The organism is Stenotrophomonas sp. B2 (assembly GCF_014947095.1).
Classification (GTDB): Bacteria; Pseudomonadota; Gammaproteobacteria; order Xanthomonadales; family Xanthomonadaceae; genus Stenotrophomonas; species Stenotrophomonas maltophilia_P.
In genome coordinates, this window is sequence record NZ_JADCQA010000001.1 from 160,142 (window position 1) to 186,131 (window position 25,990).

The window sequence follows — 25,990 nt, forward strand, 5'->3', positions numbered from 1 at the left end:
AAAGCCGCGATTGCTCGCGGCTTTCTCGAAACTGGCGCCCGAAGTTGGACTCGAACCAACGACCCCCTGATTAACAGTCAAGTGCTCTAACCGGCTGAGCTATTCGGGCGGGGTGCGCATTCTAGCCAATTCCAGAAGCGGCGTGCAAGCCCCTTCCACACTCGCCGCTGCCGTCTACCAGCACTCCGGGTTGGTCTTGCTGTCCGGCGTCTTGCGGCCCGCCTGATCGAGTTTCAGCGTGCCGCACGCGTCCTTGTCCTGGCCGGTTTCCGGAACCGCCTGCAGGGTATAGGTCCCGGCGGTCGCCTTGCCGTCGAACGATATGGCATAGCGGGCCGAGCCCTGCCGCGGCGACTGGCTGAACGGCAGCGAGAATCCGTCGTAGCTGTTCTGTACGGTGTGATGCCGTTCGAGCAGCTGCGCGATCTCGACCAGGTCAGCCTTGGCCATCGCGCGGTGCGTCTTCAGCACATGTCGCTGGTAGGAAGGCAACGCCACAGCCGCAAGTACCGCGATGACGGCAACGGTGATCATCAGTTCGATCAGGGTGAAGCCCGTTACCTGCTGTTGTCTGCTGGATGTGCGCATGGCAGCTCCCGTATTCCTGGTAGTCATCGGATCTGGCGCCACGACTGGCGACCACAGGCACGCTGGCCATACGCAGTATCCGCGCCCGGCGTGTTCAGAGCCACGATGCAGCGGTCCAGCGATCCATCGACCGTGCACTTCGGATCGCTGGGATCGCAGCCCTTCAAGGTGGTGCTGTTGACATTGGTGGACAGCACGGGGGCACCGGTTGCGATGTCTCCGCCGCGGGTCAGCGCACCGGCACCGCAGTTGGCGCCGCACAGCGCGTTTCCGCCGACCTCGTCGGTCAAGCCGCTCATCGCCGGCTGGCCGGTCAGCATGTTCAGGCGATAGCGCCAGTTGGTGCCGCCGCCGGTGCCGCAGACCGCCTGCCCGGGCACATAGGTGGTGAACATCACCGCGCCGCCCTGCAGCGTCGGATAGCCGAAGAAGCGCTCACCCTCCACATCGGAACCCACGATCAGGTCGACGTACCAGCCGCGCTTGCTCGCGTAGTCCACGCCGTTGCCCGACACGTCACGGAAGCCGGCACCATTGGCACTGACGGTCTGCCCCACCAGCGAATCACGGCTGGAAATGGCAGTGGAGAGGTTGTCCCAGAGCCCATACAGCGTCTGCACCGGCGAATTACGGGTCACTGCATTGTCGTCAGCGGTGAAGTAGCGACCGGTACCGAAGAACAGGCTGACGCCACCGCCCGGCCCTGCCGAGACTTCGATCGCACCGGTGATCGGCTGGGCGACAGCGCTGCGCACGGCGGTGAACAGCGGCGTGCCGTTGAGGGCCACATTCCAGGCGCTGGGATCACCGCCACGCAGGTCAAAGCGCCACATGTTGCCCTGCATGTCGCCGCCATAGACGGTATCGGCCAGCCCACTGCTGTTGTGCAGTGCTACCGCGGTGACATGGTTGAGGCCATTGGCGACTGCGTACTTGCCCGCCGTGGGGTACACGCGCTTGAGGATCTCGCCGGTGCTGATGTCGACCACATAGAGCACCGGTCGGCCGGTGCTGGAATTGACACCGTTGCCGAACAGGGCGACGAACCGGGGCGGACTGTCCGCGTTGGGGCCGGCGACGGGCACCACGACCGGCTTGCCCATGACGAAGCCCAGGTCCGATTCGGTCTTGCCGGAAATCTCCCAGAGCACGTTTCTGGCGGTGAATCCGGTCGGATTGCTGATATCCAGGGCGAACACCGAACCGTTGCCCACTGCCGTGGCCGACGGCCCGCGCGACGCGCCGCCGCCGCCGGTCGAACCGACCAGTACCGTGCGCCAGGCATCGCCGTAGTAGACGTCCGACGAGGTCAGTCCGCCGTCCACGTAGTAGCGATGTCCATAGGTGGGGTTGGCCAGCTCCGCCATGTGCTGCAGCGAAGCCGATGGAATGAAGGCGAACTGCTCGCTGCCCGCCGAGGTGCCGGTGCTGGCATTGAAGCCATGCAGCATGCCGTCGTTCGCACCGACGTAGACCATCGAAGGTGGGCCACCGTTTGCCACCTTGGTCGCCAGGTAGGCCCGATAGCTCAAACCCAGCGAGGTCTTCCAGCTCACTCCGCCCTGCGCCTGCCAGGAGGTGAAGCCGTAGTCGTCCTTGTTGGACACGATCTCCACGCTGGAATTGACGATATCGCCAAGCAGTGAACTGCGCGGGCGGAAGCCGCTCACCGGTGAGCCGCGCAGGTAGCTGACCAGGTCCGCCACGCTGTGCGAACCGAACCAGTTCGGCACCGTGTTGAGCCCCATGTTGCCGAGCTTCTCGGCGCGATCCCGCCCGGGAACGTTGTCAGCGGTGAAATCAGCCGCTGCCACCGGCACCAGTTGGTTGGACGTGTTCACATAGGTGGGTGCGGTCGACATCACGATGGTCCGCCCGGAGGCGCTCATCTTGGTCGACGCACGCCACAGTTCAGCGCCGGCGCCTCCGGTGCTCGTGGTCTGGCTGGCGATGACATCACCGGTCCAGTCGTTCGAGCCCGACGGCACCGTGTAGTGCGCGGACACGGTGAAGGAGCCGGCGTTGACACGGGCGCCGGTGCCGCTGCCACCCACCGGGGCCTCGCCAGCCGCAGCGCTGTCGAAGATCGATTCCAGCGCGGACTTCAGCTTGGCCGGATTGCGCGCCAGGAAGTAGTTGTCCGGTACACCCGGCACCTTGCTGTCCCACTTCCTGCCTTCCGGCACGCCGTACTTGGCGGCGTACCACAGCGGGCTTTCCAGCTGCCCGGCCTGGCCGGTACCCAGTTTGTAGCGCATCACGACCGCGCCGGTCCAGGTAGCCGGCGGATCGGCGCTGGTGCTCAGCACCGAACCGTTGCGGTTGCCGGGGCGCAGCACCAGCCGCTGCACGTTGTCAGCCGCATTGGAGCCCACGATCGTGTAGCCGGTCAGCATCGCGTTGCCTGCATAGGCGGACAGGTTCTCGATGCGGACCAGCACTTCGTCTTCGCCGACCTTGTTGCGAACGGCGTTGTTGCTGCATTCACCACTGTTGGAGCGCCAGCAGATGTTGCGGAATGGCGTCGTGCCACCGTCGCTGCAGGTGCTGCCAACGCAGTAGCTGAGCATGGAGACCACGTCGTTGTCGTGGTCATTGCCCCACAGCGAATCCTCCCAGACCAGCGAGAAACTGCCGGCCTTGCCATCGGCTCGGTAGTCACGGCCATAGACGTAGTTCGGCGATACCGCTGATCGCTTGGTGCCGACGCCGACCGAGCCGAGGAAACAGCTGCGCCAGCCGCTGCTGTTGATGCCCGCTCCTTCGGTGTTGTTGGCCTGGCACAGGGGGGCCAGGGTGATCTTGCCATTGCCCACCGGAATCTCGAACTTCGGCAGGCTCTCAGCCATGGCCACGGTGTAGGTGGTGGCGGTCAGCTTGTAGGTGTTGGGTTTGTCCTGCACGCCCGGACGCAGATCGGTCTCGGCAGCGGCCTTGGCCAGCCCCGAGATCAGGTAACTGCCTTCCGTGGACGGCACGTCCGGACAGATGCCGCGCACGAGCGAAAGGCCTGTCACCTTGACCGCACGGCAGATGTCCTCATGGGTGTTGATCGAGGCATAGCGATTGGTCAGGCCGACACGGCCTGCCATGTAGCTGCCACCGGTGATGTTCTCCTGGTTGCCGATCGCATCGGTCGCCGCCGCTGCCGTGGTCAGGCCAGTGACCGTACCGATGTTGTCGCTGTCGAAGGACGGCAGGCCCGAGGACATCACCAGGATGTTGCAGGTAGCGCAGTAGGAGTTGCCGCCGTCGTTCGGCGACCGGTACGGATCCTTCCAGGCCACCGAATTGGGCAGGCCGCTGAGATCACCGCTGGCGCTGTAGATTCCCTTCGTTTCTCCCTTGATGTAGCGCAGCGCTTCGGCATACATCTCCGCCAACGGATTGCCCCAGGCGCTGCACTTCTTGGATGCGTTGCCCGGGTCGGTCAGGTTGCCCCGGCCGTCGAAGCCCTGGCGATTCAGGATGCTGTAGTCGTCACAGTCAGTCCATTTGTCCTTCCAGTTCCACTGGTCGATGCGGAAGTTGGAGATCGTATTGATGATGCCCTCGGCCCCGCCCGCCAGCGTGTTGCAGAACTGGCCATTGGACAGGTTGATCTCGTCGCCGGCCGCGCAGAAGGTCGTGCCGTTGCCGGCGATCTTGCCGATGTTGCGACGGACCACGCCGCCATCGCGCGGATTGACATAGGTGCCGGTGACCAGACCAAACCGCAGACGGCCACTTTCACCGTAGGACTGCAGCAGGCCCGCCGGTTTCAGGTAGTCCCGGGTGCCGTCGTTGTACTTGCGGCAGAACGCTTCCTGGAAGGTTCCAGAACCGGTGGCGCAGACTTCAACCCGGACATTCAGGTCGGCCGCGACCGATCGGGGGGAGTCATCCTTGCCCTCGTCGCTGCGCCCCACGATGCACTGATAGCCGGCAGTCGAGGCCCATTCACCCCAGCTGCCACTGGCAACGCGCATCAGCGGTGCGCCGGTGGCACTGATGCTGGCATTGCAGAACGACATGGTCGTCTTGTACGGGGTGAAGTTGTTGATGTCGGCGCCGCTGTACACCTTGACCCAGGCGTGCAGGTCGTTGGGAATCTGCGCCCGCTCCAGCACCGTCTTGCTGGCGGTATCGGTGATGCGATGGCCGCCGTACAGCACGTAGCGCATCACATCCAGGCGGCTCATGGTCGCCCAGTTGAGGAAGTTGCCCGACCAGGTACCCGAGCAGGTGTGCCTCTGCGCGCCGGTCGCCTGTGCCGTGGCCTTGAACTGGCTGCTGCTGTACGTGTAGCAGAGATTGGAGTCGAAGTACCCGGAGTAGTCGAATTTGTCCTGGTAGGTGGTGTCGAGCGTGCCGTCCTCGTCCAGATCGCTGTAGTCGCTGTAGGCCTTGTTGAACAGCTGCTCGTCGCGCGACATCACCATCATCATCAGCGGCGGCTGTGTCTTCTTGCTGTAGAGCGGCTCCTGCGCGATGTCATAGTCGCCAAGCGCAGCGAACAGCGGATAGACCAGTGCGCCCACGCCCACCAGCACGGCAGCGGCGGTGCCTGCACGCAGCCACGGGGAGGAGACAAGGCGGGAGAATCGGCGCGGAGTATTCATGGAATGAAGATCGTGTCGATGACGGCGCTGGAAGAAGGATTGGCCGGATCGTCACTGGCCAACACGGTGATCTGGTAGATGTTCTCGGTCTCTTCGTTCTTGCGCCGCCCCAGGCCCAGCGGCCCGACCGGCACGCATTTGTCCAGGCGGCGGGTATTGATCGCCGTTGCCGTGGTCTTGCCATCGGCCCAGGTCGCCGGGTCGAACACCGGGCTGCACTCTTCCTGGTTGGCCTCGAAGATCTTGCCGCTGTCGATGACCGCCTGGATCGCCGCCTCCTGCGAACGTACATCGGCCTCGGCGTTCTGGAACGCCTGGTTCGAGCGCAGGTAGTTGGCGGCCATGCGTTCCTGCATGCCGGTCACCTGCATGCCGGCGATGCCGATCAGGGCCAGCAGGATCAACATGATCAGGGCGACATACAGCACCGCGCCGCGCTGTTGGCGGTGCGATGCGAAGGAGGGGGTGCGCGGGCGCGGATGCATGGCGGCCTCAGTTGCCGAAGAGGCGATTGCGGAGGGCGATGGTGGTCTGGTAAACAGCGCGCATGCGGCCGTCCTCGGGCGCGGTGAACGTGACGCCCATCGAGGTCAGCACCGCATTCTGGTCGGCCTGAGGGGCGGCCGAGGGATCGGGACTGGCCATCACCAGGCCCATCTGCACGGCACCCACGCGCCGCCAGGCGTTGATGTTGGGATTGGCCGATGCCTGCACGGTGGCCGCGGTGCCCTGGCGATCAATGAAGCCGGTCGGGTAGGCACTGGTCAGGCGACGATCCTGGCCGTACAGCAGCTGCATGTTCTCCACACCCTCCACCAGGGCCTCCGGCGCGCCGGCGACCAGCGCACCATTGGGCGTGGCGTTGAAACGCACGCGGTACAGTGAGGAACGTGCGCTGGCTGCGTCGTAGCCCACGTAGTACACAGCGCTTTCCGCACGATGCAGCATCGCCTGGCCTGCGGTCACCGGACGGATGAAGTTGCTCGCATTGTTCGGTGCATCGCCGAAGGTGATCGTGCCCCCTGCCTTGTCGATGCTGCGCGCCTGGAAAACGGTGGCGCTGGCGCAGTCGGCAGCGCCGTACAGCCCGGAATCGGCAACGCCACTCTGCAGCACGGCGAGTCGCGCCTTGTCGAAACTGAAAACCGGCTGCGCGACGGTACCGCCGGAAGCCGTGACCGGCACGCCGTCCGGCATCAGGTATCGCAGGGCGACGATGTCGCTGCCATTGACGCGGTTGGGCAGCGCCGCAGCGAATTCATCGGGCAATGCGGGTGTGTAGGCGGTGCCGCCCGTCGCCGGAGTGGCCGGCAGCGTCACCGCATCGCCGGGCGCCGTATCGGTCGCCTCGTAGCCCTGGATGGATCGCTGGAAGTCCAGCGCCGGATGAGGCGTGGCCGCGAACGTCGTAAACAGCGAGACGCCATCCGGCGACTGCCGGGCCTGATCGTTGACGCAGCCGAAATGACCTGCCATGCGCAGTTCGCGCTGCAGGGTATCCATGGCGAAGCGACTGTTCTCCTGCACGCGCGCCAGGCCATCGGACAGCTGATAGGCAGCACGCGAGGCCGCGAACACCTGGACGACACCGAGCATGACGATCACGCCGATGGTCAGCGCGATCATCAGTTCGACCATGGACAGGCCGGCCATGCGCCGGGCCGGGGAAGGCGCGCGCATCACAGGCGGCTCCCGGCACTGAAGGTGGTATCGCTGGCGTCAGCGTTCCAGCGCTCGTCACCCCACGTCACGCTGACCGTGTACTGGGTGCCAGCACGTGCGACCTTGGCCGTGGCCCCATCCCCCAGCGCCTTGCCGAGACGGCAGGTCCAGTCCAGGGTGAACGCGTCCTTGCCGATGTCGTTGCCGACCGGTGGCAGGCAGTTCTTGGCCGCGGTGGTCGCCGTGTAGTCGCCCACGTAGGACGGTGCCATCGAGCGGTTCATCCGCAGCTGATCAAGCATTTCGTAGGTCAGGTTGGTCGCCTGGGTGCGATAGTTGGCGCTCTGCACGAAGCGTACGTTCATCGTCTGCAGCAGTGCGAAACCCAGCAAACCGACCCCCAGCACCAGGATCGCGATCAATACCTCGATCAGGCTGAAGCCGCCCTGTGCGTTGCGCGGGGAACGGAAACGGGGCGTTCTCACTTGCAGTCCTCCTTCAACAGACGCACCTGCCCGGTCGGGGACAGGCGAAGCGTGCGCTGCAGCGGCTGCTTGCCGCAGTTTTCCGGGCGCAGCGTCAGGTCGAGCGTGGCATTGGCGCGATTGCGGCCCCGCGGGTCGAAACTCACCGACAGGTCGGGCGTACCGACGGCGACCAGCGCCGAACGTCCGGGGCTGTAGCGCAGGACGGTTTCGCCGGCACTGAGCGCGCCGTCGCCGTTGCTGTCGGCCCAGACCAGCCAGCCATCGGTCCAGCTGTCGCCATCACAGGACGTGCCTCCGGCAGAGGCACACACGCCGCCACCCCTGCGGTTCTTGACCGCTTCACTGCGGGCCAGCGCCATCGACGCGATGAGGTCATTGCTGGTGGTGGCTATGCGGTTGGAGCGGATGGTGCTCTGGAAGCTCGGAAACGCGATCGTCGCCAGCACGCCCAGCACGACCACCGTGATCATCAACTCAACCAGCGTGAAGCCGTTCTGCCGGCGCAAAGACATGTGGACGCTCCCCAGCGTATTGATCGCCACCATGGGCCATCACCCTGCCGCCAGCAAGCGGCGGCAGGATGAACGGTCAATCCGGGGCGACGGGCGTCAAACGCTTGACGAACCGCCCTTCCCCACCGCTGCCGGCGCGATCCCCATCGCGCCGGCACGGTCTCAGGCCAGCACCTGGTAACAGGGCTGGTACTCGCCGGAGATCTTCATCCGGCGCTGCTCGACGAAGGCGCGCAGCAGCGCGTCCAGGGCCTGCATCATGTCCGGGTCACCGTGGATCTGGAACGGCCCGAACTGCTCGATGCGGCGCATGCCATCCTCCTTCACATTGCCGGCAACGATGCCGGAGAAGGCACGACGCAGGTCCGCCGCAAGGGCATGCGGCGCACGCCCATGGTGCAGATCCAGTGCAGCCATGGCCTCATGCGTCGGCACGAAGGGCTGCTGGTACTCCCACGGAATCTCGATGGACCAGTTGAAGAAGAACGAATCCTTCTGCGCCAGGCGATGCTCGCGCACGCGCTTGATGCCGGCGGACATCTTCCTGGCCACGGCAACCGGGTCGCCGATGATGATCTCGTAACGCTCTGCGGCGGCATCGCCCAGGGTCAGCCGGATGAAGCGGTCGATCTGCTCGAAATACGGTGCAGCCACGGTCGGGCCGGTCAGGATCAGCGGGAACGGCAGGTCCTTGTTCTCGTCGCGCAGCAGGATACCGAGCAGGTACAGGATCTCCTCGGCGGTGCCGACACCACCGGCAAACACGATGATGCCGTGGCCGATGCGGACGAACGCCTCCAGGCGCTTCTCGATGTCCGGCATGATCACCAGGTGGTTGACGATCGGGTTGGGCGATTCCGCAGCGATGATGCCCGGCTCGGTCAGGCCGATGTAGCGCGTCACCGTCTTGCGCTGCTTGGCGTGGGCGATCGTGGCCCCCTTCATCGGGCCCTTCATCGCACCCGGTCCGCAACCGGTGCAGATGTCCAGGCCGCGCAGGCCCAGCTCGTAGCCTACCTGCTTGGTGTACAGGTATTCGTCGCGCGAGATCGAGTGACCGCCCCAGCAGACCACCAGGTTCGGGTCACCGGGGTTGAGGATGCGCGCGTTGCGCAGCAGGCCGAACACCGCGTTGGTGATGCCTTCGGAGGATTCCAGTTCGGCCGCGTAGGCCGGGCCCATTTCGATGGCCATGTAGGCGAGGTCGCGGACCACGGCAAACAGCAGTTCGGCCACGCCGCGGATGATTTCGCCATCGACGAAGGCCATCGCCGGCGCATTGACCAGGTCGATGCGCACACCGCGATCCTGCTGCGCGACCTGGATGTCGAAGTCGGGATAGAGATCGCGCGCCGCGCGCGGATCATCCGACGCACTGCCGCTGGTCAGCACAGCCAGCGCGCAGCGGCGCAGCAGCTCGTGCATGCCGCCGCCGGAGGCGTCGCGCAGGCGCGCCACTTCTGCCCGCGACAGCACATCCAGCCCACCGCGCGGGTAGATCCGCGCGTCCTGTACCGGCAGCGCACGGGCTGCCTTTTCGTTCGTGGTCATATCCAACGTTTCGCTTCCTTCAAGGTTTCCGACTGTACTGCCGCCCCCTTAAAAAGCAAAACGGCCGGGAATCCCGACCGTTGGATATGTGCTGACCGCGTTCGCCATTCCGGGACCGCATCTGCGGCATCGGCGCCGCGCACGAACCCGGATGCTACGCCGATGTCGTGGCCACTGCAAGAACTTTCACCCGAACGGGAAACGGCCGGGTTACCCCGGCCGTTTCCGTCTACTGCGTGATGTTCCGACGGATCAGAACTTGTACTTCAGGGTCAGCTGCATCGACCAGCGCGACACGGCAGTGTTGCCCTTGTCGTTGTTGTTTTCCTGGATCGCGGGGTTGTCGGTGGAACCGGTGAACGAGTACACGTACTTGCCGGTCGCCGGGTCGATACCCGCGTAGTTGGCGACGCGACGGGTGGCGTAGAAGCCGTAGTCGTCGATCAGGCCCCACTTCTTGTTCAGCAGGTTGCCGACATTCATGATGTCCAGCGCGATCTCACCCTTGTGGCTCTTCACGAAGCCCGGGAACTCCTGGCTGATGCGGACGTCGAAGGTGTTGATCCACTTGGCACGGTGCGAGTTGGCCGGGACCACGCTGCCACGGTAGGCATCGAGCTCCGGATTCTGCGCCAGCCAGTTGAAGAAGTCCTGCTCCATCTGCGCGCTCTGCACGAAGCGACCACCGACCACCGAACCGAACAGCACGTCACCCGGGCCGCTCGGCACATAGAACAGATCGTTGGTGGTAGCACCGTCGCCGTTGGCATCGTTGTAGAAGATGTAGCTGTACGGACGGCCCGAACGACCTTCGTAGAACAGGCCGACGCGGGTGGCGTTGTCACCGAAGAAGTTGTGCTTCCACTCCAGGGTGCCGGTGATGCGGTCCTTGATCGCGTAACGCGAGTCGTAGGCCACGTCTTCGTTGGCGTTGAAGATCAGCGTGTTGTTCCAGTTCGAGGTGTTCTGCGAGCTGGTCAGCGGGCTGACTTCCTTGGACTTGGTATAGGTGTAACCCAGCGACCAGCCCCAGTTCTCGGTCAGCGGCTTGGCCAGCGAGAAGGTGGCCTGCGTACCACGACCCTTGTCGGTGTTGCGCATGACCAGCACGTCGCCGATGTCGCTCGGACGGTTGGCACGGTCGGTGGCACGGTTGGTGCCGGTGGTCATGCCGAAGTTGGTGCCACCCGACATGCGGCTGTTCGCCGGATTACGGCCATTCGCATCCCAGTAGATCGCACGACCGTCCTGGCCGTAAGCGGTCGGCGCCGAAACGTCGAGACGGTCGAAGTAGATGCCGTCCTTGACCTTGGTCATCAGCACTTCGGCCGACGCCACGATGCCGTACCACGGCAGCTCATGGTCGAACGCCAGGTTGGCCTTCCACACCGACGGCAGGCGGGTGCCCGGGGCGATGATGTCGACGTTCTGGCGCGCAGCTGCGGGGCCACCAGCCGGAATGTACGGATTGTTGCCGTCCGGGGTGAAGCCGCTGGTCAGGTTGCGCTCATCGTACTCGATGTAGTTCAGGCCGGTGTTCTGGTAGGCACCCGCCAGCCACACGTTCGGGGCAGCGCCACCGAACAGGCCCACGCCACCACGCAGCTGGGTCGGGCGCTCGCTGTCGAAGGTGTAGTTGAAGCCGACGCGCGGCTGCACCAGGTTCTTGTCGACCAGCTGGGTGTTGTTGAAGCCGTACAGCTGCTCGATGCGCGGGTTGTACAGGCGCTGGCTGCTGAAGTCAGGCATGTCGACGCGGACACCGAACATCAGGCTCAGGTTGTAGTTGATGGCCCAGGTATCCTGGACGAACACACCGGTGTTCTTCAGGGTGAAGTCTGCCGGGATATCACTGCGGCTGCCGCCGGCGCGCGGGGCACGCAGCTGGTAGCGCGCGATGCGACCGTTCAGGAAGTCCTCGACGCTGTTGAACTCGTAGACGCCGTTGAGGTTGCGGCCGTAGAAGTTCATCAGGTCGTTCTTCGAGTAATCGAAGCCGAACTTGACGGTGTGATCGCCGATGTACCAGGTACCGGCACCGAAGGCGCTCAGTTCCTTCGATTCCACGATGTTGACGTGCGTGTTCTGCTCGGTACCGACGTACAGCGAGTCGTTACCCGAACGGATGCGGATCTGCGGCATGTCGACCAGCGGAACGCGGTTGGCCGAGTAATCCTTGTGCGAGACCTTGAACTCGGTCGAGAAGTTCTCGGACCAGTCGCTGAACAGTTCGCCCATCCAGGTTTCGTATTCGGTCGGCTGCTGGTACCAGAAGTTGCTCAGCGAGATCGCACTGGTGCTGACCTGCGGGAAGCGGACGACGTTCTGCTCCATCTTGTTGTAGCGCAGGGCCGCACGGTGGTTTTCATTGATGTTCCAGTCCAGCTTGACCGCGTACTCTTCGATTTCGGTCTTGCTGTTCGGTGCCGTCAGGCTGCCCGGGTCATAGCCGAGTCCACCCAGGAAATTCTGGACGTCGGTGATCTGCTGCTGGGTGATGGTGCCCTTGCCGATCGGGGTGTCGCTCAGGCTGATGCCAGCGGCCGAACGCTCGTACTTCTCGTAGTTGCTGAAGAAGAACAGCTTGTCCTTGACGATCGGGCCGCCGAAGGTCATGCCGTAGGTCTTCTCGTCCTCGAAGCCGTTGAACTTCTCGCCACGCAGTTCCTCGCGGACCATGTCCTTGTCGCGGTAGGAACCGTAGACAGTGCCATGGAACTCGTTGGTACCCGACTTGGTCACGGCATTGATCACCGCACCGGTACCACCGGCGATGGTGGTGTCGTAGTTCGCGAGATCGATGTTGATTTCCTGGATGGCATCCATCGACACCGGCTGACGCTCGGTCGGCAGGTTGTTGGAGCCCAGGCCGAACGGATCGGAGGCACTGATGCCGTCGATACGGATCGCGTTGTAACGGGTGTTCTGACCGCCAGCCGAGATCGCGCCGTCAGCCTTGCTGACCTGCGAGATGCGCGGGTCCAGGCGGATGTAGTCCTGGATGTTGCGGTTGGCCGACGGCAGCGCGTCCATCGTTTCGCGGGTCACGTTCGAGCCGGTACCCATCTTGGTGGCGCTGAAGATGTCCAGGCCGCCCGCGGTGGCGACAACATTCACGGCGTCCAGGTTGGTGGCCGCCACGTCGCCGGTCAGGTTGGCATTGACGGTGTTGACCTGGTTCAGGTTCAGGTAGACACCCTCTTCGGTCTTGGTGCCTTCACCCGGCTTGGTGATGGTGATGGTGTACGGACCACCCACGCGCAGGCCGCGCGCGTTGTAACGACCCGACGCATCGGTCGTGGCGCGCGAAACGGTGCCCGACTCGGTGTGGGTGATGGTGACTTCAGCACCGGCGACAGGCTGGCCAGCGGCGGACACGACCTGGCCGCCGACACCTGCAGAGGTGCTCTGGGCGAAGGCGGGAGCGGCAGCAAGTGCGGCCACGAGACCAAGGGTGAGCTTGGACATCCGGAGTGGGTGGGTCATCTAGGGTAGCCTCGATACGAGTTGGCGATGGCGGAAAAAAGACGCATCCAAGCGGCCTTGCGGGTGGCCGACTGGACAGTGATCTGGGGTTCCCGACCGTGTTGGCTGAAGGCAGCCATAACGGTTAACACTAGATTAACACGCTACGCCATCAATGTGACGGTTGTGCGACAAACGGCACCGGATCGCAACGCAATCATGACGGGATCTTCATCCCGCCTTACGTCGCCCTTCACTCTGCCGGGCGTGCGCTGCCTGCATCCAGGATCTGCCCCCGCCAGGCCGAGCCGGCACTGGACAGCAGGGTCACGGCCGCGGCCGCGGCGGCCTCGGGCCCCTGCGCAGCCGGGTCCTGGTCGATCGAGTAGGCGCGGGCGCGCAGGGCCGTGCGCAGGGGCCCAGGGTACAGGCCGCTGACCCGGACCGGACTGCGGCCCAGCTCATCATGAAGGCTGGCGATCAGGCCGCGCAGGCCATGCTGGGCGGCGCCATAGCCTCCCCAGTAGGCCTGCCCCACCCGTTCCGGCGCATCGACCGTGAACACCAGCGCCGCATCCTCGCGCTGGCGCAGCAGCGGCAGGCAGGCCTGCGCCAGCCAGGCGGGTGCGGTCAGGGTGACGTGGACGGCGCGGGCGAAACTTGCCGGGTCGGCCAGTTCGAACGGGGTCAAGCCCGGAAAGTGGGCGGCGCAGACAAGTAGCCCGTCCAGTCGCCCCAGCTCCGTCTGCAGCGCCTGGGCGAGATCGGCGTAGTCATCGGGACCGGCCCCTTCCAGATCCAGCGGATACAGCAGGGGCTCGGGACCGGCTGCCTGCACCTGGGCGTAGACCCGGTCCAGCCGGCGCGGCTTGCGCCCCAGCAGGACCACGGTCGCGCCTGCGCTGGCGGCGGCCACTGCGGCGGCACTTCCGAGACCACCACCGGCACCGGCCACAAGCACCACGCGGTCCTGCAACGGGCGGCCATCGAGCGCCCCGTTGGTCGGTGACGTCGATGGCGGCGCACTCATCCCAGGGTCGCCTCTTCGACGATGCGCTTGAGCTCGCCGGATTCGAACAGCTCCATGATGATGTCGCAGCCGCCGATCAACTCCCCGTTGATGAACAGCTGCGGAAACGTCGGCAGGTTGGAGAAACGCGGCAGGTTCGCGCGGATTTCCGGCTCCTCCAGCACATTGACGGTGCGCAGGGAGACGGCGCCGGCAGCCATCAGCGCCTGTACGGCGCGGCTGGAGAAGCCGCACGTCGGGTATTGCGGGGTGCCCTTCATGAACAGCACGAGCGGGTAACGATCGACCTCGGCCTGGATTTGCTGCATTACCGCCACAACCACACTCCTTGCTTCGCCGGACAAACCGACCGCGATGGTCGGCTAGACTGCCCAAGGTAGCCGCCATTGTAAGCGGATGGAACCGGCTGCCGCCGCCCCTCTGTCCACGAACCTGTCCATGCCCGTCGAACTGCCTGCCCTGCCCTACCTGTCCGGCTCCCTGCAGCCTCATCTTTCCGCGCAGACCGTGGAACTGCATCACGGCGAGCACCATCGTGCCTATGTCGATGCGGTCAATGCCGGCATCCGCGGCACCGAATGGGAAGAGGCCTCGCTGGAGGAGATCGTCCGTCATGCCCAGGGCGCCCTGTTCGACGCCGCGGCCCAGGCCTGGAACCACGGCTTCTATTGGCAGTGCCTGCGCCCGCGCGGCGGCGGTGAGCCACAGGGACGGCTGGGCGAGCTGGTCAAGCGCCAGTTCGGCGACGTGCAGCGCCTGCGCGAGGAGTTCAACCGCACCGCGCTGGGCCTGTTCGGCTCCGGCTGGGTGTGGCTGGTGCAGCATCCGGGCGGCCAGCTTGGCATCCAGGCCACCCGCAACGCCGGCACCCCGCTGACCGGCGACAGCGCGCCGCTGCTGTGCTGTGACGTGTGGGAACACGCGTACTACACCGACTACCAGAATGACCGTACACGCTACCTGGAGGCGTTCTGGCAGATGGTCAACTGGGAATTCGCCGAGAGCCGGCTGCGCTGAGAGCATCCGCCGGGCGTGGCCCGGCAGCACCGGGCCATGCCTGGCGACGCGATGGGCATCACGCGCTCTCGTGCGCCGCCACCGCATCCATGACCCGGGCCGAGTACACCAGTGCCGCGCCGGCGTTGAGCGAAACCGCCACCCCGAGCGCCTCGGCGATCTCCTCGCGGCTGGCGCCCTGCTTGAGCGCGGCATCGACGTGCACCGTGATGCAGCCGTCGCAACGGGTGGTCACGGCGACCGCCAGCGCGATCAGCTCGCGGGTTTTTGCATCGAGATGATTGGTCTGGGCACCGGCATTGGCCAGAGTGGCGTAGCCCTTGATGGTATCCGGCGAGAGCTTGCCGATCTCGCCGATACGGCCCTTCAGTTCCTTGCGGTATTCGTTCCAGTCGAGCATGACGATGACTCCGGGGAAAGGAGCCTTACGCTATCACCCTGGTTGATGCGCCGATGCGTGCATCGGCGCGTCACAGCGTTGCGCTTCCGCGTCGCGGTCAACCGCGCAGTGCCCGCACCGCCGGTGCGACCTGCAGCTGGCGCCCCAGTGCCTCGCCCACCTGTTCCAGTGCCGTGGCCAGTGCGCCGGCCTGGTCGTCGCGCAGCGTGGCGTGGCCCACCTTGCGGCCTTCACGGGGCTGCTTTCCATAGTCGTGCCAGTGGCCGCCTGCCTGGGCCAGCACCGGCGCCGGGTCCGGCATCTCGCCCAGCCAGTTGAGCATGCAGGCGTGGCCGAGCATGCGGGTACTGCCCAGCGGCAGGCCCAGCACGGCGCGAAGATGATTCTCGAACTGCGAGGTCTCGCTGCCTTCGATGGTCCAATGGCCGGAGTTGTGCACGCGCGGCGCCATCTCGTTGGCCAGCAGTTCGCCGTCGCGGCAGAACAGCTCCAGAGCGAACACGCCCACGTACTGCAGATGCTCGGCCAGCCGTCGGGCATAGCCGATGGCGGCATCCTGTTCGGCGGCCGACAGCACAGCAGGCGCCACACTGGCCGAAAGCACGCCATCCACATGCCAGTTGCCGGTCACCGGCCAGGCCTGGAAACCGCCGTCACGGCCGCGCACGGCCACCACGCTGACCTCGCGCTGGAAAGCCACGAAGCCCTCCAGGATCAGGCCGGTGTGCTCGACCTGGGCGCCCAGGGCCTGCCAGGCAGCGTCGATGTCAGCTTCGCTGCGCAACCGGAACTGGCCCTTGCCGTCATAGCCGAGGCGACGGGTCTTGAGGATGCACGGCAGGCCGAACGCGGCCGCCTTCGCGGCGAGCTCCTCGCGGCTGCGGATATCGGCGAACGGCGGCAGCGGAATGCCCAGCTGCTGGAACAGCGTCTTCTCGCTCAGGCGGTCCTGCGCTACAGCCAGCGCTGCGGGCGGCGGATACACCGGCACCCGCTCGGCCAGCCACTGCGCACTGTCCGCGGGCACATTCTCGAAGTCGAACGTCACTACATCGACTTTGGCGGCGAAGTCCGCCAGCGCCTGGCGGTCATCGAAGGCACCGACGGTGAGCGGTGCCAGCGGCCCGCTGCAGGCGTCCGCCGCCGGATCGTACAGTTCGAAGCGCAGTCCCAGCGGCGCACCGGCCAGGACCATCATGCGGGCCAGCTGGCCGCCGCCGAGGATGCCGACAGTCAGGTTCATTGGCGCGGGTCGTCGTGGGCCATCACATCTTCGGTCTGGCGCGTGCGGAAGGCATCCAGCGCCTGGCCGATGGCCGGCTGGTCGCTGGCCAGCATCGCGGCGGCGAACAGCGCGGCGTTGGAGGCACCCGCATTGCCGATGGCGAAGGTAGCCACCGGAATGCCGGCCGGCATCTGCACGATCGACAGCAGCGAGTCCATGCCATTGAGCGCCTTGGACTGCACCGGCACGCCCAGCACCGGAACCGCGGTCTTGGCCGCGATCATGCCCGGCAGATGCGCGGCACCGCCGGCGCCAGCGATGATCGCGCGCAGGCCACGTCCGCCCGCCTGTTCGGCATAGCTGAACAACACATCCGGCGTCCGATGGGCGGACACCACCTTCACTTCAAACGGAACACCCAGGGCCTCAAGCTTCTGGGCGGCGTGCTGCATGGTTTCCCAGTCGGAGCGGGAACCCATGACGATGCCGACGAGCGGCGCGTTCGGATTGGGGGTCATTGGCCGTCACCTGCCTTAAAGACGTATTCTAGCCGTCTTCCACGCAAGACGAAGAACCATGGATCGCAAGCTGCTCGACCTGCTGGTGTCGCCGGACACCCGCCAGCCCTTGTCCCTGCTGGATGGCAAGGGCCTGGAAGCCCTCAACAAGTCGATTTCCGCCGGCGCGGTGAACAAGGCCGACGGCAACCCGCTGGCGCAGCCGCTGCGCGAGGCCTTGGTCACCCGTGACCGCAAGCAGGTGTTCCGGGTCGACGACGGCATCCCGGTGCTGCTGGCCGAGGAGGCCATTCCAACCGCGCAGATCGCTGACTTCCCGGCCGCATGAGCATGCTGCCGACGCCGGATGCGGCCGTCGTCGCCGCCGATGTCGCCCGCGCGCTGGCGGAGGATCTGGGCAGCGGCGACGTCACCGCCGCCCTGCTGCCCGACCAGACTGACAGCGCCTACCTGCTGTGCAAACAGGATGCGGTGATTGCCGGCCGGCCGTGGTTCGATGCCACCCACCGCGCGCTCGACCCGGACGTGCGCATTGAATGGCGCATCGCCGAAGGCGAGTCCGTCACTGCCGGTACGGTACTTGCACTGCTGCACGGCCGCAGCCGCAGCCTGGTCAGCGCCGAACGCACGTCGCTGAACTTCCTGCAGACCCTGTCCGGCACCGCTACCACCACGGCGCGCTACGTGGCCGCCGTGGCCGGCACCGGCACGCGCATTCTCGACACCCGCAAGACCCTGCCCGGCCTGCGCCTTGCACAGAAATACGCAGTGCGCTGCGGAGGCGGGGAAAACCATCGTTTCGGCCTGTACGACACGGTGATGCTGAAAGAAAACCATATTCGTGCCGCCGGTTCGCTGGCCGCTGCGGTGGCGGCCGCGCGTCGGCAATGGCCACGGTTGCCACTGGTGGTCGAGGTCGAAGACCTGACCCAGCTCCGTCAGGCGCTGGAGTCCGGCTGCGAGCGCATCCTGCTCGATGATTTCAGCCCCGACCTGCGCCGTGAAGCCGTACGCATCACCGCCGGCCGCATTCCGCTGGAGGTGTCGGGCAGCGTCGGCCTTGGCGGCCTGCGCTCGATCGCGGAGGACGGCGTGGACTGCATCTCCATCGGCGGCCTGACCAAGCATGTACAGGCCATCGATCTGTCACTGAAGCTGGGCCCACCGCCGGGTTGAGGCCCGGTAACGCCTGACGCAACCGCGTTGCCCGCCGGGCATGGCCCGGCGCTACCGGACGCGTCATGCACTGGGGAGCGCCGGGCCATGCCCGGCCGACATTGACGGATCCACCCGGCGTTCACGACGGCGCTGCGACGCTGCGCGCATCCCCCACTGGAGCCGCGCATGCGCCGGATGCTGTTGCCTGCCTGTCTGCTGCTCGCGTCAATGCCCTTGTCCGCCGCAGCGGCCGAGGCCTGTGATGTCCCGCCGCGCTTCGGCCTGAGCCCCTTGGCCATTGCCATCCGCAACGCGGCATGCAACGAGCATCGGCTGTGGTTCCGCCCCTTCATCGACCGCGATGGCCGCGCCGCCAGCCTCAGCGTCACGGAAGCCGAGAACGAGCATCTGGCCGACAACGGCCTGATTGCCTGGCAGCGCGTCTCCCACTACTGGCGTGACAGCGGCACGCTCAACGCCATGGGCAGCATCGCCGGTGCCAGCAGTTGTGCCGCGCCACTGGGCTCGCGCTATACCGACAGCGACTGCCGTGCCTTCCTGATCGACAATCCCTGGTCGGCTGCCTTCATTTCCTGGGTGATGGTGCGTGCCGGTGTCCCCGGCTTCAACACCTCGCCGCGCCACATCGACTACATCCGTGCTGCCTACCAGGGTGGCCCTTCCGGCGTGCCTTACCGGCTGGCCGATCCAGCCACGGCTAAGCCGGCCCCCGGTGATCTTCTGTGCTTCCTGCGCGACCGCAGCACCACGCTCAGCTACAGCGGACTGGTACAGGCGCTTGGCAATGGCTCGGTCGGCCATTGGAAGTCGCACTGCGAAGTCGTTGTTGCGGCCAATCTCGGCGGTGACCAGACCTTGTACCTGGTAGGCGGCAACGTCATGAACACCGTGGCGATGCGGCTGCTGCCGCTGGATCGGACCGGACTGATCCAGTTGCCTGCGGCCCGCGAACGCGACAGCACCGGCATCGAGCCCAGCTGCACGCCGGGGCGCGAGGACGAATGCAGTTTCAACCGCCAGGACTGGGCCGCACTGCTGCAGCTGACTGCGACCGCGCCGTTGATCGCACCGGCACCGGCAGCGGCAACGCCACCGATGACCACAGCGCCCGCAGTGCAGCCGGCTTCCGGTGATCCGCAGCGGATGAACTGAATCTTCTGCTTGATCCAGCAGGCATTCGCCGCCATCTTTGCCGCATCGACACCCGACGCCCTGGAACCATGCCCACCCTGCTGCTGTTGCTGATTGCCGGCGCCATCGTCTACTTCTTCTGGAACGCTGCCCGCTCCGCCGCCGAGCGCGCGGTCGAGCTGGGACGCAACGCCTGCCGCGCCGCCAATGTGCAGTGGCTGGACCAGGCGGTGCATGCCACCGGCCTGCGCCTGTCGCGCGGCGAGGATGGCCGGCTCGGTTTCGAGCGCACCTTCAAGTTCGAATATTCCTACGATGGCATCGATCGCCATGTGGGCCGGATGGTGCTGCGCGGCGATCAGCTGGTGTCGTTCACCGGCCCGGGCGCGGCGCGGATCAGCCAGATCCGGCCGGATGTGGACGATGCCGAGGATGTCTGATCCCGGACATCCACGCGTGGCGTGGATCTTCCTGATCCGGGATCGGTAGCGCCGGGCCATGCCCGGCGACCAGGTCTGTAGAACGGCAAGGCGCAAAGTTGCGCTGGACGCTCCTGTTACTTGACCACGCGCAGGTTCGGCCGGCCCTTCGGCGGCGGTCCTGCCGGCGGCGTATCCTCCGGCGGCGTGTCGTCGTCATGCAGCACTTCGTCGCCGGTCGACGCCGGTTCGCTGCCCGGAATGTCATCCGGCAGTGCCATGCCCTGCCCGGTCTCGCGGGCGTAGACGGCCAGCACGGCACTGATCGGCACCTGCACCGGGTAGCTGGTACCGGAGAAGCGCGCCGAGAAGCTCACCATCTCGTTGTCGATCATCAGGCGCACTACCGCGCGTTCGGCGATGTTGAGCACCACTCTGCCATCCTTGACCGCCGAAGGCGGCACCTGCACGCCGGGGACGCCGGCGTCGACCAGGATGTGCGGGGTCAGCTGGTTGTCATTGATCCATTCCACCAGTGCCCGCAGCAGGTACGGGCGGTGGCTGGTCATGTGGAAGAAGTCTTCGGTCATGCGTGAAGTGTACGCGCCCGACGCCCCGACCGGGGCGGATCGCCTGCAAGCCGGTCGGCGTGCAGACGGGAAAGCAGCGGCCGGCTCAGACGGGCAGGTCGCGCAGCTTCTTTTCCTGCTCGGTCAGGCTGCGCACGAACCCCGGGTGGCGGAAGATGCGGTTGCCGTAATCCTCGATGGCCTTGCCGTCCTTCGGCAACGGCACATCCAGTGACTGCAGGCGCCAGATGATCGGCGCCATCGCGCAGTCGGCCAGGCTCATTTCCGGGTTCAGGAAGAACTTGCTGGCCTTGAACAGCGGCAGCGACGCGGTCAGCAACTCCTTCAAGCGCTTGCGCCCGGCCTCGGCCTGGGTCTTGTTGCCCAGCTGGATGGCCTGCACCTGCGGCACCCAGTCGTGCTCGATGCGCAGCATCGCCAGGCGGATGCGTGCACGTGACAGCGGATCGACCGGCATCAGCGGCGGATGCGGATAGCGCTCGTCAAGGTATTCGCTCACCACCGAAGCGGCGTACAGCACCAGTTCGCGCTCGACCAGGGTCGGCACCGAATGGTACGGATTGAGGTCGATCAGGTCTTCGGGCGGATTCTGCGGATCGACCGCAACGAAATCGAACGTCACACCCTTGGCCGCAAGGACCAGGCGCACACGGTGGCACAGTACATCGTCGTTCGAGGAAAACAGCGTCAGTGTATTGCGCATGCGTACGCTCGCCGCCATCAAAGGCTCTCCTACGACAGGAGACCGCCTGCCGCATCGGCGCCGCCAGCACCGTGCCGGCGGTCGACTTCTCCCCGAGTGTGCAACCGACCATCACAAAAGCCAATAGGCCCAGCCAACGGCCGGCGGCAGAATCAGTGAACGTCCTTCCAGTATTCCTTCTTCAGCAGGTACACCAGGAAGGTCAACAGGGCCAGGAACAGGATCACCCACACGCCCAGCTGCTGCCGCTTGAGCGCGGCCGGTTCGCCGGCGTATTCGAGGAAGTTGGTGATGTCCCGCACGGCCTGGTCGTACTGGCCGGCATCAACCGAGCCGGGGCTGTCGATGCGTAGCCCGGTCACCGGCGGGTCCATGCCTGGCCCTTCGGCCTTGCCGTGCACGGCATGCTGCAGGCCCTGCATTTCCCAGAGCGGGTTGGGCATGGAGGCGTTGGCGAACAACGCGTTGTTCCAGCCCAGCGGGCGGCTGCTGTCGAGATAGAACGACTTGAGGTAGGTGTAGACCCAGTCGCTGCCCCGCACACGCGAGATCAGGCTCAGGTCCGGCGGCATCTTGCCGAACCACTTCTCGGCCTGCTCCTTGGGCATCGCCACCGGCACCGGATCGCCGATTGCCGCACCGGTGAAGTTGAGGTTGTTCATCACCTCTTCCTCGGTCAGCCCCAGGTCCTGCGCCATCCGCGAGTAGCGCAGGTACTTCAGCGCGTGGCAGCTGGAGCAGTAGTTCATGTACAGCTGCGCGCCGCGCTGCAGCGATGCGCGGTCACCGAGGTCGTTGCCGGCCTGCAGCAGCTTGGTGCCGCCTTCGGCAGCGGTGGCCAGGAAACTGCCCAGCATCAGGGCGGCCGCGAGGGCCAGCCGGACCATCCAGCGCTCAGTCATGCGTGGTCACCCTCTCCGGTACCGGCTTGGTCTTGTCCAGCCTTGTCCATAGCGGCATGGTGATGAAGAACGCGAAGTACAGGAAGGTCAGCACCCGCCCGATGTAGGTCTCGTGCACGTCGGTACCCGGACCGGAGCCGATCACGCCCAGCCACACGAAGCACACGGCCAGCATGCCCAGCATCACCTTCGAGATCCAGCCGCGGTAGCGCACCGACTTCACCCGCGCCTTGTCCAGCCAGGGCACCAGGAACAGGATGGCGATCGCCGAGAACATCACCAGCACGCCACCGAGCTTGTTCGGCACCACGCGCAGCATCGCGTAGTACGGGGTGTAGTACCACACCGGTTTGATGTGTTCCGGGGTCACCAGCCGGTTGGCCTCGGTGAAGTTGTCGTGCTCCAGGAACAGGCCACCAAAGCCGGGGGCGAAGAAGATGATGAAGGCGGCGATGATCAGCAGGAAGCCGGCGCCGACGCCATCCTTGAGCGTGTAGTAAGGATGGAAGGGAATGCCATCGGCCGGTGCATTGGGCGACCAGCGGTTGCCCTTGGGCCCCTTCTTGATCTCCACGCCATCCGGGTTGTTGGACCCCACTTCATGCAGCGCGCCCAGGTGCAGCACCACCAGCAGCAGCAGCACCAGAGGCAGTGCGATCACGTGCAGCGCGAAGAAGCGGTTGAGCGTGGCATCGCTGGGCAGGTAATCGCCCATGATCCACTCGGTCAGGCCATTGCCGATCACCGGAATCGCGCCGAACAGCGATATGATCACCTTGGCGCCCCAGAACGACATCTGGCCCCACGGCAGCACGTAGCCCATGAAGGCCTCGGCCATCAGCACCAGGTAGATCAGCATGCCCAGGATCCACACCAGCTCGCGCGGTTTCTGGTAACTGCCATACAGCAGCCCGCGGAACATGTGCAGGTAGACCACGATGAAGAACAGCGATGCACCGGTGGAGTGCATGTAACGGATCAGCCAGCCCCACTCGACATCACGCATGATGTATTCGATGGAGCCGAAGGCCTCCGCCGCGCTGGTCTTGTAGTGCATCGTCAGGAAGATGCCGGTGACGATCTGGTTGACCAGCACCAGCAGCGCCAGTGAACCGAAGTAGTACCAGATGTTGAAGTTCTTCGGCGCGTAGTACTCGCTGACGTGCTTGCGGTAGATCGGCATCAGCCCCGGCGCGCGGGCGTTGACCCAGTCGGCGACGCCTGTCGCGGTACGGCTCAGGATATTGGCCATCAGGCTGCCCCCTCCGGATCGACACCGATGATGAGCGTGTTGTCGTCCTGGTAGTGGTGCGGTGGCACCAGCAGGTTGATCGGCGCCGGCACGTCCTTGAAGACGCGGCCGGACATGTCGAAGCGCGACTTGTGGCAGGGGCAGAAGTAGCCGCCCTTCCACTGCGGGTCATACGGTTCGGGGCGGATCTCGGCCACCATCTCCGGCGAGCAGCCCAGATGCGTGCACAGGCCGACCAGCACCGACACGTCGGGCTTGATCGAGCGCAGCTCGGGATTCTGCTTGAGCACGTAGGCGGGCTGCTGGTCCTTCTCGCCGGACTCCGGGTCCTTGAGGCGGTCGTCGAGCCCATGCAGCGCGTCGAGGATCGCCTTGGACCGTTTGACGATCCAGATGGGCTGGCCGCGCCATTCCACGATCAGGCGCTGGCCTTCCTGCAGGGCACTGATATCGGCCACCACCGGTGCTCCCGCGAGCTTCGCGCGGGCACTGGGGTTCCACGATTTGATGAAAGGAACTGCGGTGAATCCGACGCCGACGGCGCCAACCACGGCTGTGGTGGCAGTAAGAAAACGCCGACGTCCGGTATTGACTGGATCGTGTACCCCATCGTTGGCCATCCGGCACTCCGATATTGATTAGGTAGCTTTAAGGCTGCCAGCGGTCTGGTGGGGGCCAGAGCCGCATTGAATCATGGGCGAGTGTAGCGGAACCGTTACGCGCCACACAACGCATTGCAACAACTCTTTGCACCGTGTGCCGACCGGCAGCCGGCGATGGGCCGTCAGTCGGCACCGGCACCGGCCGGACTACTGGTGACTCAAGGCACTGCGGTAACGATCGGCCAGCTGGCCCACCCGACGCACGTAGTACTGGGTTTCGCTGTAAGGGGGCACGCCACCATGGCGGTCGACCGCACCTTCCCCGGCGTTGTAACCGGCGGCGGCCAGGGTGAGGTTGCCGTTGAATCGCTTCAGCAGCCACGACAGGTACTGCACGCCGCCACGGATGTTCTGGCCCGCATCGTAGGAATCACTGACCCCGAAGCGCGCGGCAGTCGGCGGCATCAGCTGCATCAGGCCCTGCGCACCGGCGCGGCTGAGTGCGGTCGGATTGTAGGCCGACTCGGCATGGATGATCGCCCGGACCACCGCCTCCTCCACGCCGAACTCGCGCGCGGCCGAAGCGATCTCGGTCTGGAAGGCTGTCGTGTTCAGACGCACGGTGCCGAAGTCCACGCGCGGGTTGGCCCCACAGGCGTAGCAGCGCTCCATGAAGCTGTAGCGGATGGTGCGCACCGGCCCCAGGTGGGCAACCTGGCTGGGCCGCGCACTGGTGTAGTGGCGCACCCCATCCTTCATATAGGAATAGACCTGGCCACTGACCATGCGCCCGGTGCGGGGCGTGCCGGCAGCAACTGCCGGAGTCGAAGCAGGCACCGGTGCAGCCGGCACGGGCACGGCTGCACTGGCGGCCACCGCCACCGGATTGCGCTCGATGCTGGCCACAGTGGCCGGCACAGGCCTGGCAACAGTCGCTGCCGGGCGGGCCGGGCGGGCGGCCTCCCGGCTGTAGCTGATGGTGCTGCATTGGGCACCGGCCACACGCTTGCTCACATAGCTGGTGACCCCGTCTGCCCCCTGGCACTTGTACAGGGTGCCGGCGCTGGCCGGCGCAGCGGTCAGCGCAGCGATGATGATCGCCGTTGTCCCCAGTCTCCCCTTCATGGCCGCGAGTGTCCCAGCTTCGCCCCGCGTTGCCAAGCCGTGCGGCTCAGCCTGTGATGTCAGGCACAGCCAGCAGCTGCGCCAGCCCGCCCAGGCGCTGCGCCAGTTCCTGGCGCAGCGCCGGCGGCGGGGGGCACAGCTCCAGCGGCACCCGGGCGAGGCTGAGAATCTGCGCCAGCATCATGCCGCGGCTTTCCGCGCCCATGCGCAGCAGGCAGTGATCGGCACCATCGGCTTCGAGCACGCCACACCAGGGGGGAATGCGACCTTCCAGCTCGGTGTGGCTGCCGGCCAGGCGCAGCACCGCCTGCAGTGCGAACGGCGCCTGGCTGACCGCCTGCCGCACCATCACATCGGGCGGTGCGGGCGTGCGCCGATGCAGGCCGGGCTCGCCCAGCGCGCGCACCGCGCCCATCCGGTCCACCCGCAACGTGCGCCAGTCCTGGCGGCCCAGATCCCAGGCCAGCAGGTACCAGCGACGTCCGTAGTTGACCAGATGCTGGGCCTCGACCTCGCGCTGGGTCACCGCGTCCTGCGCGCTGCGGTACTCGAAGGCCAGCCGGGTTGCCTGGCGGCAATGCTGGGCCAGGCGCCCCAGCAGACGTGCGTCGGTGGAAGGCAGATCCGACAGCGTCGCGGTGGCGGCGTGCACCTCGCCGGCCTGCTGGCGGCGGCGGGTCGGCACCAGTGGATCGAGCTTGGACAGCAGACCGCGCGCGGTCTCGTCGATGCCGGCCACCGTGGCCGAGGCCGCGCGCAGGGCGATGGCCAGGGTCGTCGCCTCCTCTTCGTCCAGCAGCATCGGGAGTACGGGTGCGCCCGCTCCCAGCTGATAGCCGCCCCCTACCCCGGCCGATGCCCTGACCGGATAGCCCAGCTCACGAAGGCGCTCGATGTCGCGGCGGATGCTGCGCCGGTCCACCCCCATGCGCTCGGCCAGTTCCGCCCCCGACCACTGTCGGCGGGCCTGCAGCAGGGCGATCAGGCGGAGCAGGCGATGGGCGGTATGGCGCATGAGGAATCGAGGACA

General features: G+C 65.8%; 25 protein-coding genes and 1 tRNA gene. 5 read left to right on the forward strand and 21 right to left on the reverse strand.

From position 1 onward, the window contains the following. Positions 1-32: 32 nt before the first annotated feature. From IMX13_RS00860 to grxD, 11 genes are all read right to left on the reverse strand, one after another. A tRNA-Asn gene (locus IMX13_RS00860) sits at positions 33-109 on the reverse strand. Between the two features lie 65 nt (positions 110-174). After that, positions 175-588, reverse strand: coding sequence for a type IV pilin protein (locus IMX13_RS00865; RefSeq protein ID WP_128989571.1), 414 nt, complete (start codon positions 586-588; stop codon positions 175-177). A gap of 23 nt (positions 589-611) precedes the next feature. Next, on the reverse strand, positions 612-5,189 hold the full coding sequence (locus tag IMX13_RS00870) for a PilC/PilY family type IV pilus protein (protein WP_193395558.1): 4,578 nt from the start codon (positions 5,187-5,189) through the stop codon (positions 612-614). Next, positions 5,186-5,674: a PilX N-terminal domain-containing pilus assembly protein gene (locus IMX13_RS00875; RefSeq protein ID WP_053516616.1), complete on the reverse strand. Its 489-nt coding sequence runs from the start codon at positions 5,672-5,674 to the stop codon at positions 5,186-5,188. The genes IMX13_RS00870 and IMX13_RS00875 overlap by 4 nt, the downstream gene beginning before the upstream one ends. 7 nt (positions 5,675-5,681) lie before the next feature. Next, the gene (locus tag IMX13_RS00880; protein ID WP_065175861.1) at positions 5,682-6,869 is read right to left on the reverse strand and encodes a PilW family protein; all 1,188 of its coding nucleotides are present in this window, start codon (positions 6,867-6,869) and stop codon (positions 5,682-5,684) included. Then, positions 6,869-7,336, reverse strand: coding sequence for a type IV pilus modification protein PilV (pilV, locus tag IMX13_RS00885; RefSeq protein WP_053516615.1), 468 nt, complete (start codon positions 7,334-7,336; stop codon positions 6,869-6,871). The genes IMX13_RS00880 and pilV overlap by 1 nt, the downstream gene beginning before the upstream one ends. Next, the gene (locus IMX13_RS00890) at positions 7,333-7,851 is read right to left on the reverse strand and encodes a Tfp pilus assembly protein FimT/FimU (RefSeq protein ID WP_111186083.1); all 519 of its coding nucleotides are present in this window, start codon (positions 7,849-7,851) and stop codon (positions 7,333-7,335) included. The genes pilV and IMX13_RS00890 overlap by 4 nt, the downstream gene beginning before the upstream one ends. Before the next feature lie 162 nt (positions 7,852-8,013). Then, positions 8,014-9,402 (reverse strand): nucleotide 5'-monophosphate nucleosidase PpnN, encoded by a 1,389-nt coding sequence (gene ppnN, locus IMX13_RS00895; RefSeq protein ID WP_053516614.1) that lies wholly within the window; start codon positions 9,400-9,402, stop codon positions 8,014-8,016. Between the two features lie 252 nt (positions 9,403-9,654). Next, the gene (locus tag IMX13_RS00900) at positions 9,655-12,888 is read right to left on the reverse strand and encodes a TonB-dependent receptor (RefSeq protein WP_074901106.1); all 3,234 of its coding nucleotides are present in this window, start codon (positions 12,886-12,888) and stop codon (positions 9,655-9,657) included. Positions 12,889-13,120: 232 nt separating this feature from the next. Further along, positions 13,121-13,897, reverse strand: a complete 777-nt coding sequence (locus tag IMX13_RS00905; RefSeq protein WP_053516611.1) for an SDR family NAD(P)-dependent oxidoreductase — start codon at positions 13,895-13,897, stop codon at positions 13,121-13,123. Then, positions 13,894-14,214, reverse strand: a complete 321-nt coding sequence (gene grxD, locus IMX13_RS00910; RefSeq protein WP_053516610.1) for a Grx4 family monothiol glutaredoxin — start codon at positions 14,212-14,214, stop codon at positions 13,894-13,896. The genes IMX13_RS00905 and grxD overlap by 4 nt, the downstream gene beginning before the upstream one ends. A gap of 121 nt (positions 14,215-14,335) precedes the next feature. Between grxD and IMX13_RS00915 the strand changes: the two genes are divergently transcribed. Continuing rightward, entirely contained in the window at positions 14,336-14,914 is a 579-nt protein-coding gene (locus IMX13_RS00915) for a superoxide dismutase (protein ID WP_193395559.1), read from the forward strand. A 58-nt stretch (positions 14,915-14,972) separates the two neighbouring features. Here IMX13_RS00915 and IMX13_RS00920 read toward each other — a convergent pair whose 3' ends face one another. From IMX13_RS00920 to purE, 3 genes are all read right to left on the reverse strand, one after another. Next, on the reverse strand, positions 14,973-15,314 hold the full coding sequence (locus IMX13_RS00920; protein WP_065175859.1) for a carboxymuconolactone decarboxylase family protein: 342 nt from the start codon (positions 15,312-15,314) through the stop codon (positions 14,973-14,975). A 97-nt stretch (positions 15,315-15,411) separates the two neighbouring features. Next, positions 15,412-16,557: a 5-(carboxyamino)imidazole ribonucleotide synthase gene (locus IMX13_RS00925; protein ID WP_193395560.1), complete on the reverse strand. Its 1,146-nt coding sequence runs from the start codon at positions 16,555-16,557 to the stop codon at positions 15,412-15,414. Further along, positions 16,554-17,057, reverse strand: a complete 504-nt coding sequence (purE, locus tag IMX13_RS00930) for a 5-(carboxyamino)imidazole ribonucleotide mutase (RefSeq protein WP_053516607.1) — start codon at positions 17,055-17,057, stop codon at positions 16,554-16,556. The genes IMX13_RS00925 and purE overlap by 4 nt, the downstream gene beginning before the upstream one ends. A 58-nt stretch (positions 17,058-17,115) precedes the next feature. Between purE and IMX13_RS00935 the strand changes: the two genes are divergently transcribed. From IMX13_RS00935 to IMX13_RS00950, 4 genes are all read left to right on the forward strand, one after another. After that, positions 17,116-17,385 (forward strand): Trm112 family protein, encoded by a 270-nt coding sequence (locus tag IMX13_RS00935; protein ID WP_193395561.1) that lies wholly within the window; start codon positions 17,116-17,118, stop codon positions 17,383-17,385. Continuing rightward, positions 17,382-18,233 (forward strand): carboxylating nicotinate-nucleotide diphosphorylase, encoded by an 852-nt coding sequence (gene nadC / locus IMX13_RS00940; protein ID WP_065181227.1) that lies wholly within the window; start codon positions 17,382-17,384, stop codon positions 18,231-18,233. Before IMX13_RS00935 ends, nadC begins: the two co-directional genes overlap by 4 nt. A gap of 168 nt (positions 18,234-18,401) precedes the next feature. Continuing rightward, positions 18,402-19,388: a DUF2272 domain-containing protein gene (locus IMX13_RS00945; protein ID WP_053516604.1), complete on the forward strand. Its 987-nt coding sequence runs from the start codon at positions 18,402-18,404 to the stop codon at positions 19,386-19,388. 68 nt (positions 19,389-19,456) lie between these two features. After that, entirely contained in the window at positions 19,457-19,807 is a 351-nt protein-coding gene (locus IMX13_RS00950) for a DUF3301 domain-containing protein (protein WP_053516603.1), read from the forward strand. 116 nt (positions 19,808-19,923) lie between these two features. On the opposite strand, the gene IMX13_RS00955 is transcribed toward IMX13_RS00950, so the two are convergent. The 7 genes from IMX13_RS00955 to IMX13_RS00985 form a co-directional block, all read right to left on the reverse strand. Next, positions 19,924-20,376, reverse strand: coding sequence for a ClpXP protease specificity-enhancing factor (locus tag IMX13_RS00955; protein WP_053516602.1), 453 nt, complete (start codon positions 20,374-20,376; stop codon positions 19,924-19,926). An 85-nt stretch (positions 20,377-20,461) separates the two neighbouring features. After that, a complete protein-coding gene (locus tag IMX13_RS00960; protein WP_053516601.1) occupies positions 20,462-21,097 on the reverse strand; it encodes a glutathione S-transferase N-terminal domain-containing protein in 636 nt (211 codons plus the stop codon). 134 nt (positions 21,098-21,231) lie between these two features. Next, positions 21,232-21,981 (reverse strand): cytochrome c1, encoded by a 750-nt coding sequence (locus IMX13_RS00965; RefSeq protein ID WP_053516600.1) that lies wholly within the window; start codon positions 21,979-21,981, stop codon positions 21,232-21,234. Next, complete coding sequence (locus IMX13_RS00970) at positions 21,974-23,233, reverse strand: cytochrome bc complex cytochrome b subunit (protein ID WP_053516598.1); 1,260 nt, start codon at positions 23,231-23,233, stop codon at positions 21,974-21,976. Before IMX13_RS00970 ends, IMX13_RS00965 begins: the two co-directional genes overlap by 8 nt. Then, positions 23,233-23,853, reverse strand: coding sequence for a ubiquinol-cytochrome c reductase iron-sulfur subunit (petA, locus tag IMX13_RS00975; protein WP_053516597.1), 621 nt, complete (start codon positions 23,851-23,853; stop codon positions 23,233-23,235). The genes IMX13_RS00970 and petA overlap by 1 nt, the downstream gene beginning before the upstream one ends. Positions 23,854-24,042: 189 nt before the next feature. Next, positions 24,043-24,960, reverse strand: a complete 918-nt coding sequence (locus IMX13_RS00980) for a lytic transglycosylase domain-containing protein (protein ID WP_193395562.1) — start codon at positions 24,958-24,960, stop codon at positions 24,043-24,045. A 46-nt stretch (positions 24,961-25,006) separates the two neighbouring features. Next, positions 25,007-25,975, reverse strand: a complete 969-nt coding sequence (locus IMX13_RS00985) for a WYL domain-containing protein (RefSeq protein ID WP_193395563.1) — start codon at positions 25,973-25,975, stop codon at positions 25,007-25,009. Positions 25,976-25,990: the final 15 nt, after the last annotated feature.

What these genes read in the sequence shown, in the direction of transcription:
- IMX13_RS00950 (WP_053516603.1), top strand. Translation starts at nt 19,457, where the DNA reads ATGCCCACCCTGCTGCTGTTGCTGATTGCCGGCGCCATCGTCTACTTC.
- IMX13_RS00905 (WP_053516611.1), bottom strand. Translation starts at nt 13,897, where the DNA reads ATGAGTGCGCCGCCATCGACGTCACCGACCAACGGGGCGCTCGATGGC.
- IMX13_RS00970 (WP_053516598.1), bottom strand. Translation starts at nt 23,233, where the DNA reads ATGGCCAATATCCTGAGCCGTACCGCGACAGGCGTCGCCGACTGGGTC.
- IMX13_RS00935 (WP_193395561.1), top strand. Translation starts at nt 17,116, where the DNA reads ATGGATCGCAAGCTGCTCGACCTGCTGGTGTCGCCGGACACCCGCCAG.
- IMX13_RS00925 (WP_193395560.1), bottom strand. Translation starts at nt 16,557, where the DNA reads ATGAACCTGACTGTCGGCATCCTCGGCGGCGGCCAGCTGGCCCGCATG.
- IMX13_RS00870 (WP_193395558.1), bottom strand. Translation starts at nt 5,189, where the DNA reads ATGAATACTCCGCGCCGATTCTCCCGCCTTGTCTCCTCCCCGTGGCTG.
- IMX13_RS00955 (WP_053516602.1), bottom strand. Translation starts at nt 20,376, where the DNA reads ATGACCGAAGACTTCTTCCACATGACCAGCCACCGCCCGTACCTGCTG.
- IMX13_RS00900 (WP_074901106.1), bottom strand. Translation starts at nt 12,888, where the DNA reads ATGACCCACCCACTCCGGATGTCCAAGCTCACCCTTGGTCTCGTGGCC.
- petA (WP_053516597.1), bottom strand. Translation starts at nt 23,853, where the DNA reads ATGGCCAACGATGGGGTACACGATCCAGTCAATACCGGACGTCGGCGT.
- IMX13_RS00965 (WP_053516600.1), bottom strand. Translation starts at nt 21,981, where the DNA reads ATGACTGAGCGCTGGATGGTCCGGCTGGCCCTCGCGGCCGCCCTGATG.
- purE (WP_053516607.1), bottom strand. Translation starts at nt 17,057, where the DNA reads ATGACCCCCAATCCGAACGCGCCGCTCGTCGGCATCGTCATGGGTTCC.
- IMX13_RS00920 (WP_065175859.1), bottom strand. Translation starts at nt 15,314, where the DNA reads ATGCTCGACTGGAACGAATACCGCAAGGAACTGAAGGGCCGTATCGGC.
- IMX13_RS00985 (WP_193395563.1), bottom strand. Translation starts at nt 25,975, where the DNA reads ATGCGCCATACCGCCCATCGCCTGCTCCGCCTGATCGCCCTGCTGCAG.
- ppnN (WP_053516614.1), bottom strand. Translation starts at nt 9,402, where the DNA reads ATGACCACGAACGAAAAGGCAGCCCGTGCGCTGCCGGTACAGGACGCG.
- IMX13_RS00880 (WP_065175861.1), bottom strand. Translation starts at nt 6,869, where the DNA reads ATGCGCGCGCCTTCCCCGGCCCGGCGCATGGCCGGCCTGTCCATGGTC.
- IMX13_RS00980 (WP_193395562.1), bottom strand. Translation starts at nt 24,960, where the DNA reads ATGAAGGGGAGACTGGGGACAACGGCGATCATCATCGCTGCGCTGACC.
- IMX13_RS00945 (WP_053516604.1), top strand. Translation starts at nt 18,402, where the DNA reads ATGCGCCGGATGCTGTTGCCTGCCTGTCTGCTGCTCGCGTCAATGCCC.
- IMX13_RS00890 (WP_111186083.1), bottom strand. Translation starts at nt 7,851, where the DNA reads ATGTCTTTGCGCCGGCAGAACGGCTTCACGCTGGTTGAGTTGATGATC.
- IMX13_RS00865 (WP_128989571.1), bottom strand. Translation starts at nt 588, where the DNA reads ATGCGCACATCCAGCAGACAACAGCAGGTAACGGGCTTCACCCTGATC.
- IMX13_RS00875 (WP_053516616.1), bottom strand. Translation starts at nt 5,674, where the DNA reads ATGCATCCGCGCCCGCGCACCCCCTCCTTCGCATCGCACCGCCAACAG.
- IMX13_RS00960 (WP_053516601.1), bottom strand. Translation starts at nt 21,097, where the DNA reads ATGGCGGCGAGCGTACGCATGCGCAATACACTGACGCTGTTTTCCTCG.
- IMX13_RS00915 (WP_193395559.1), top strand. Translation starts at nt 14,336, where the DNA reads ATGCCCGTCGAACTGCCTGCCCTGCCCTACCTGTCCGGCTCCCTGCAG.
- nadC (WP_065181227.1), top strand. Translation starts at nt 17,382, where the DNA reads ATGAGCATGCTGCCGACGCCGGATGCGGCCGTCGTCGCCGCCGATGTC.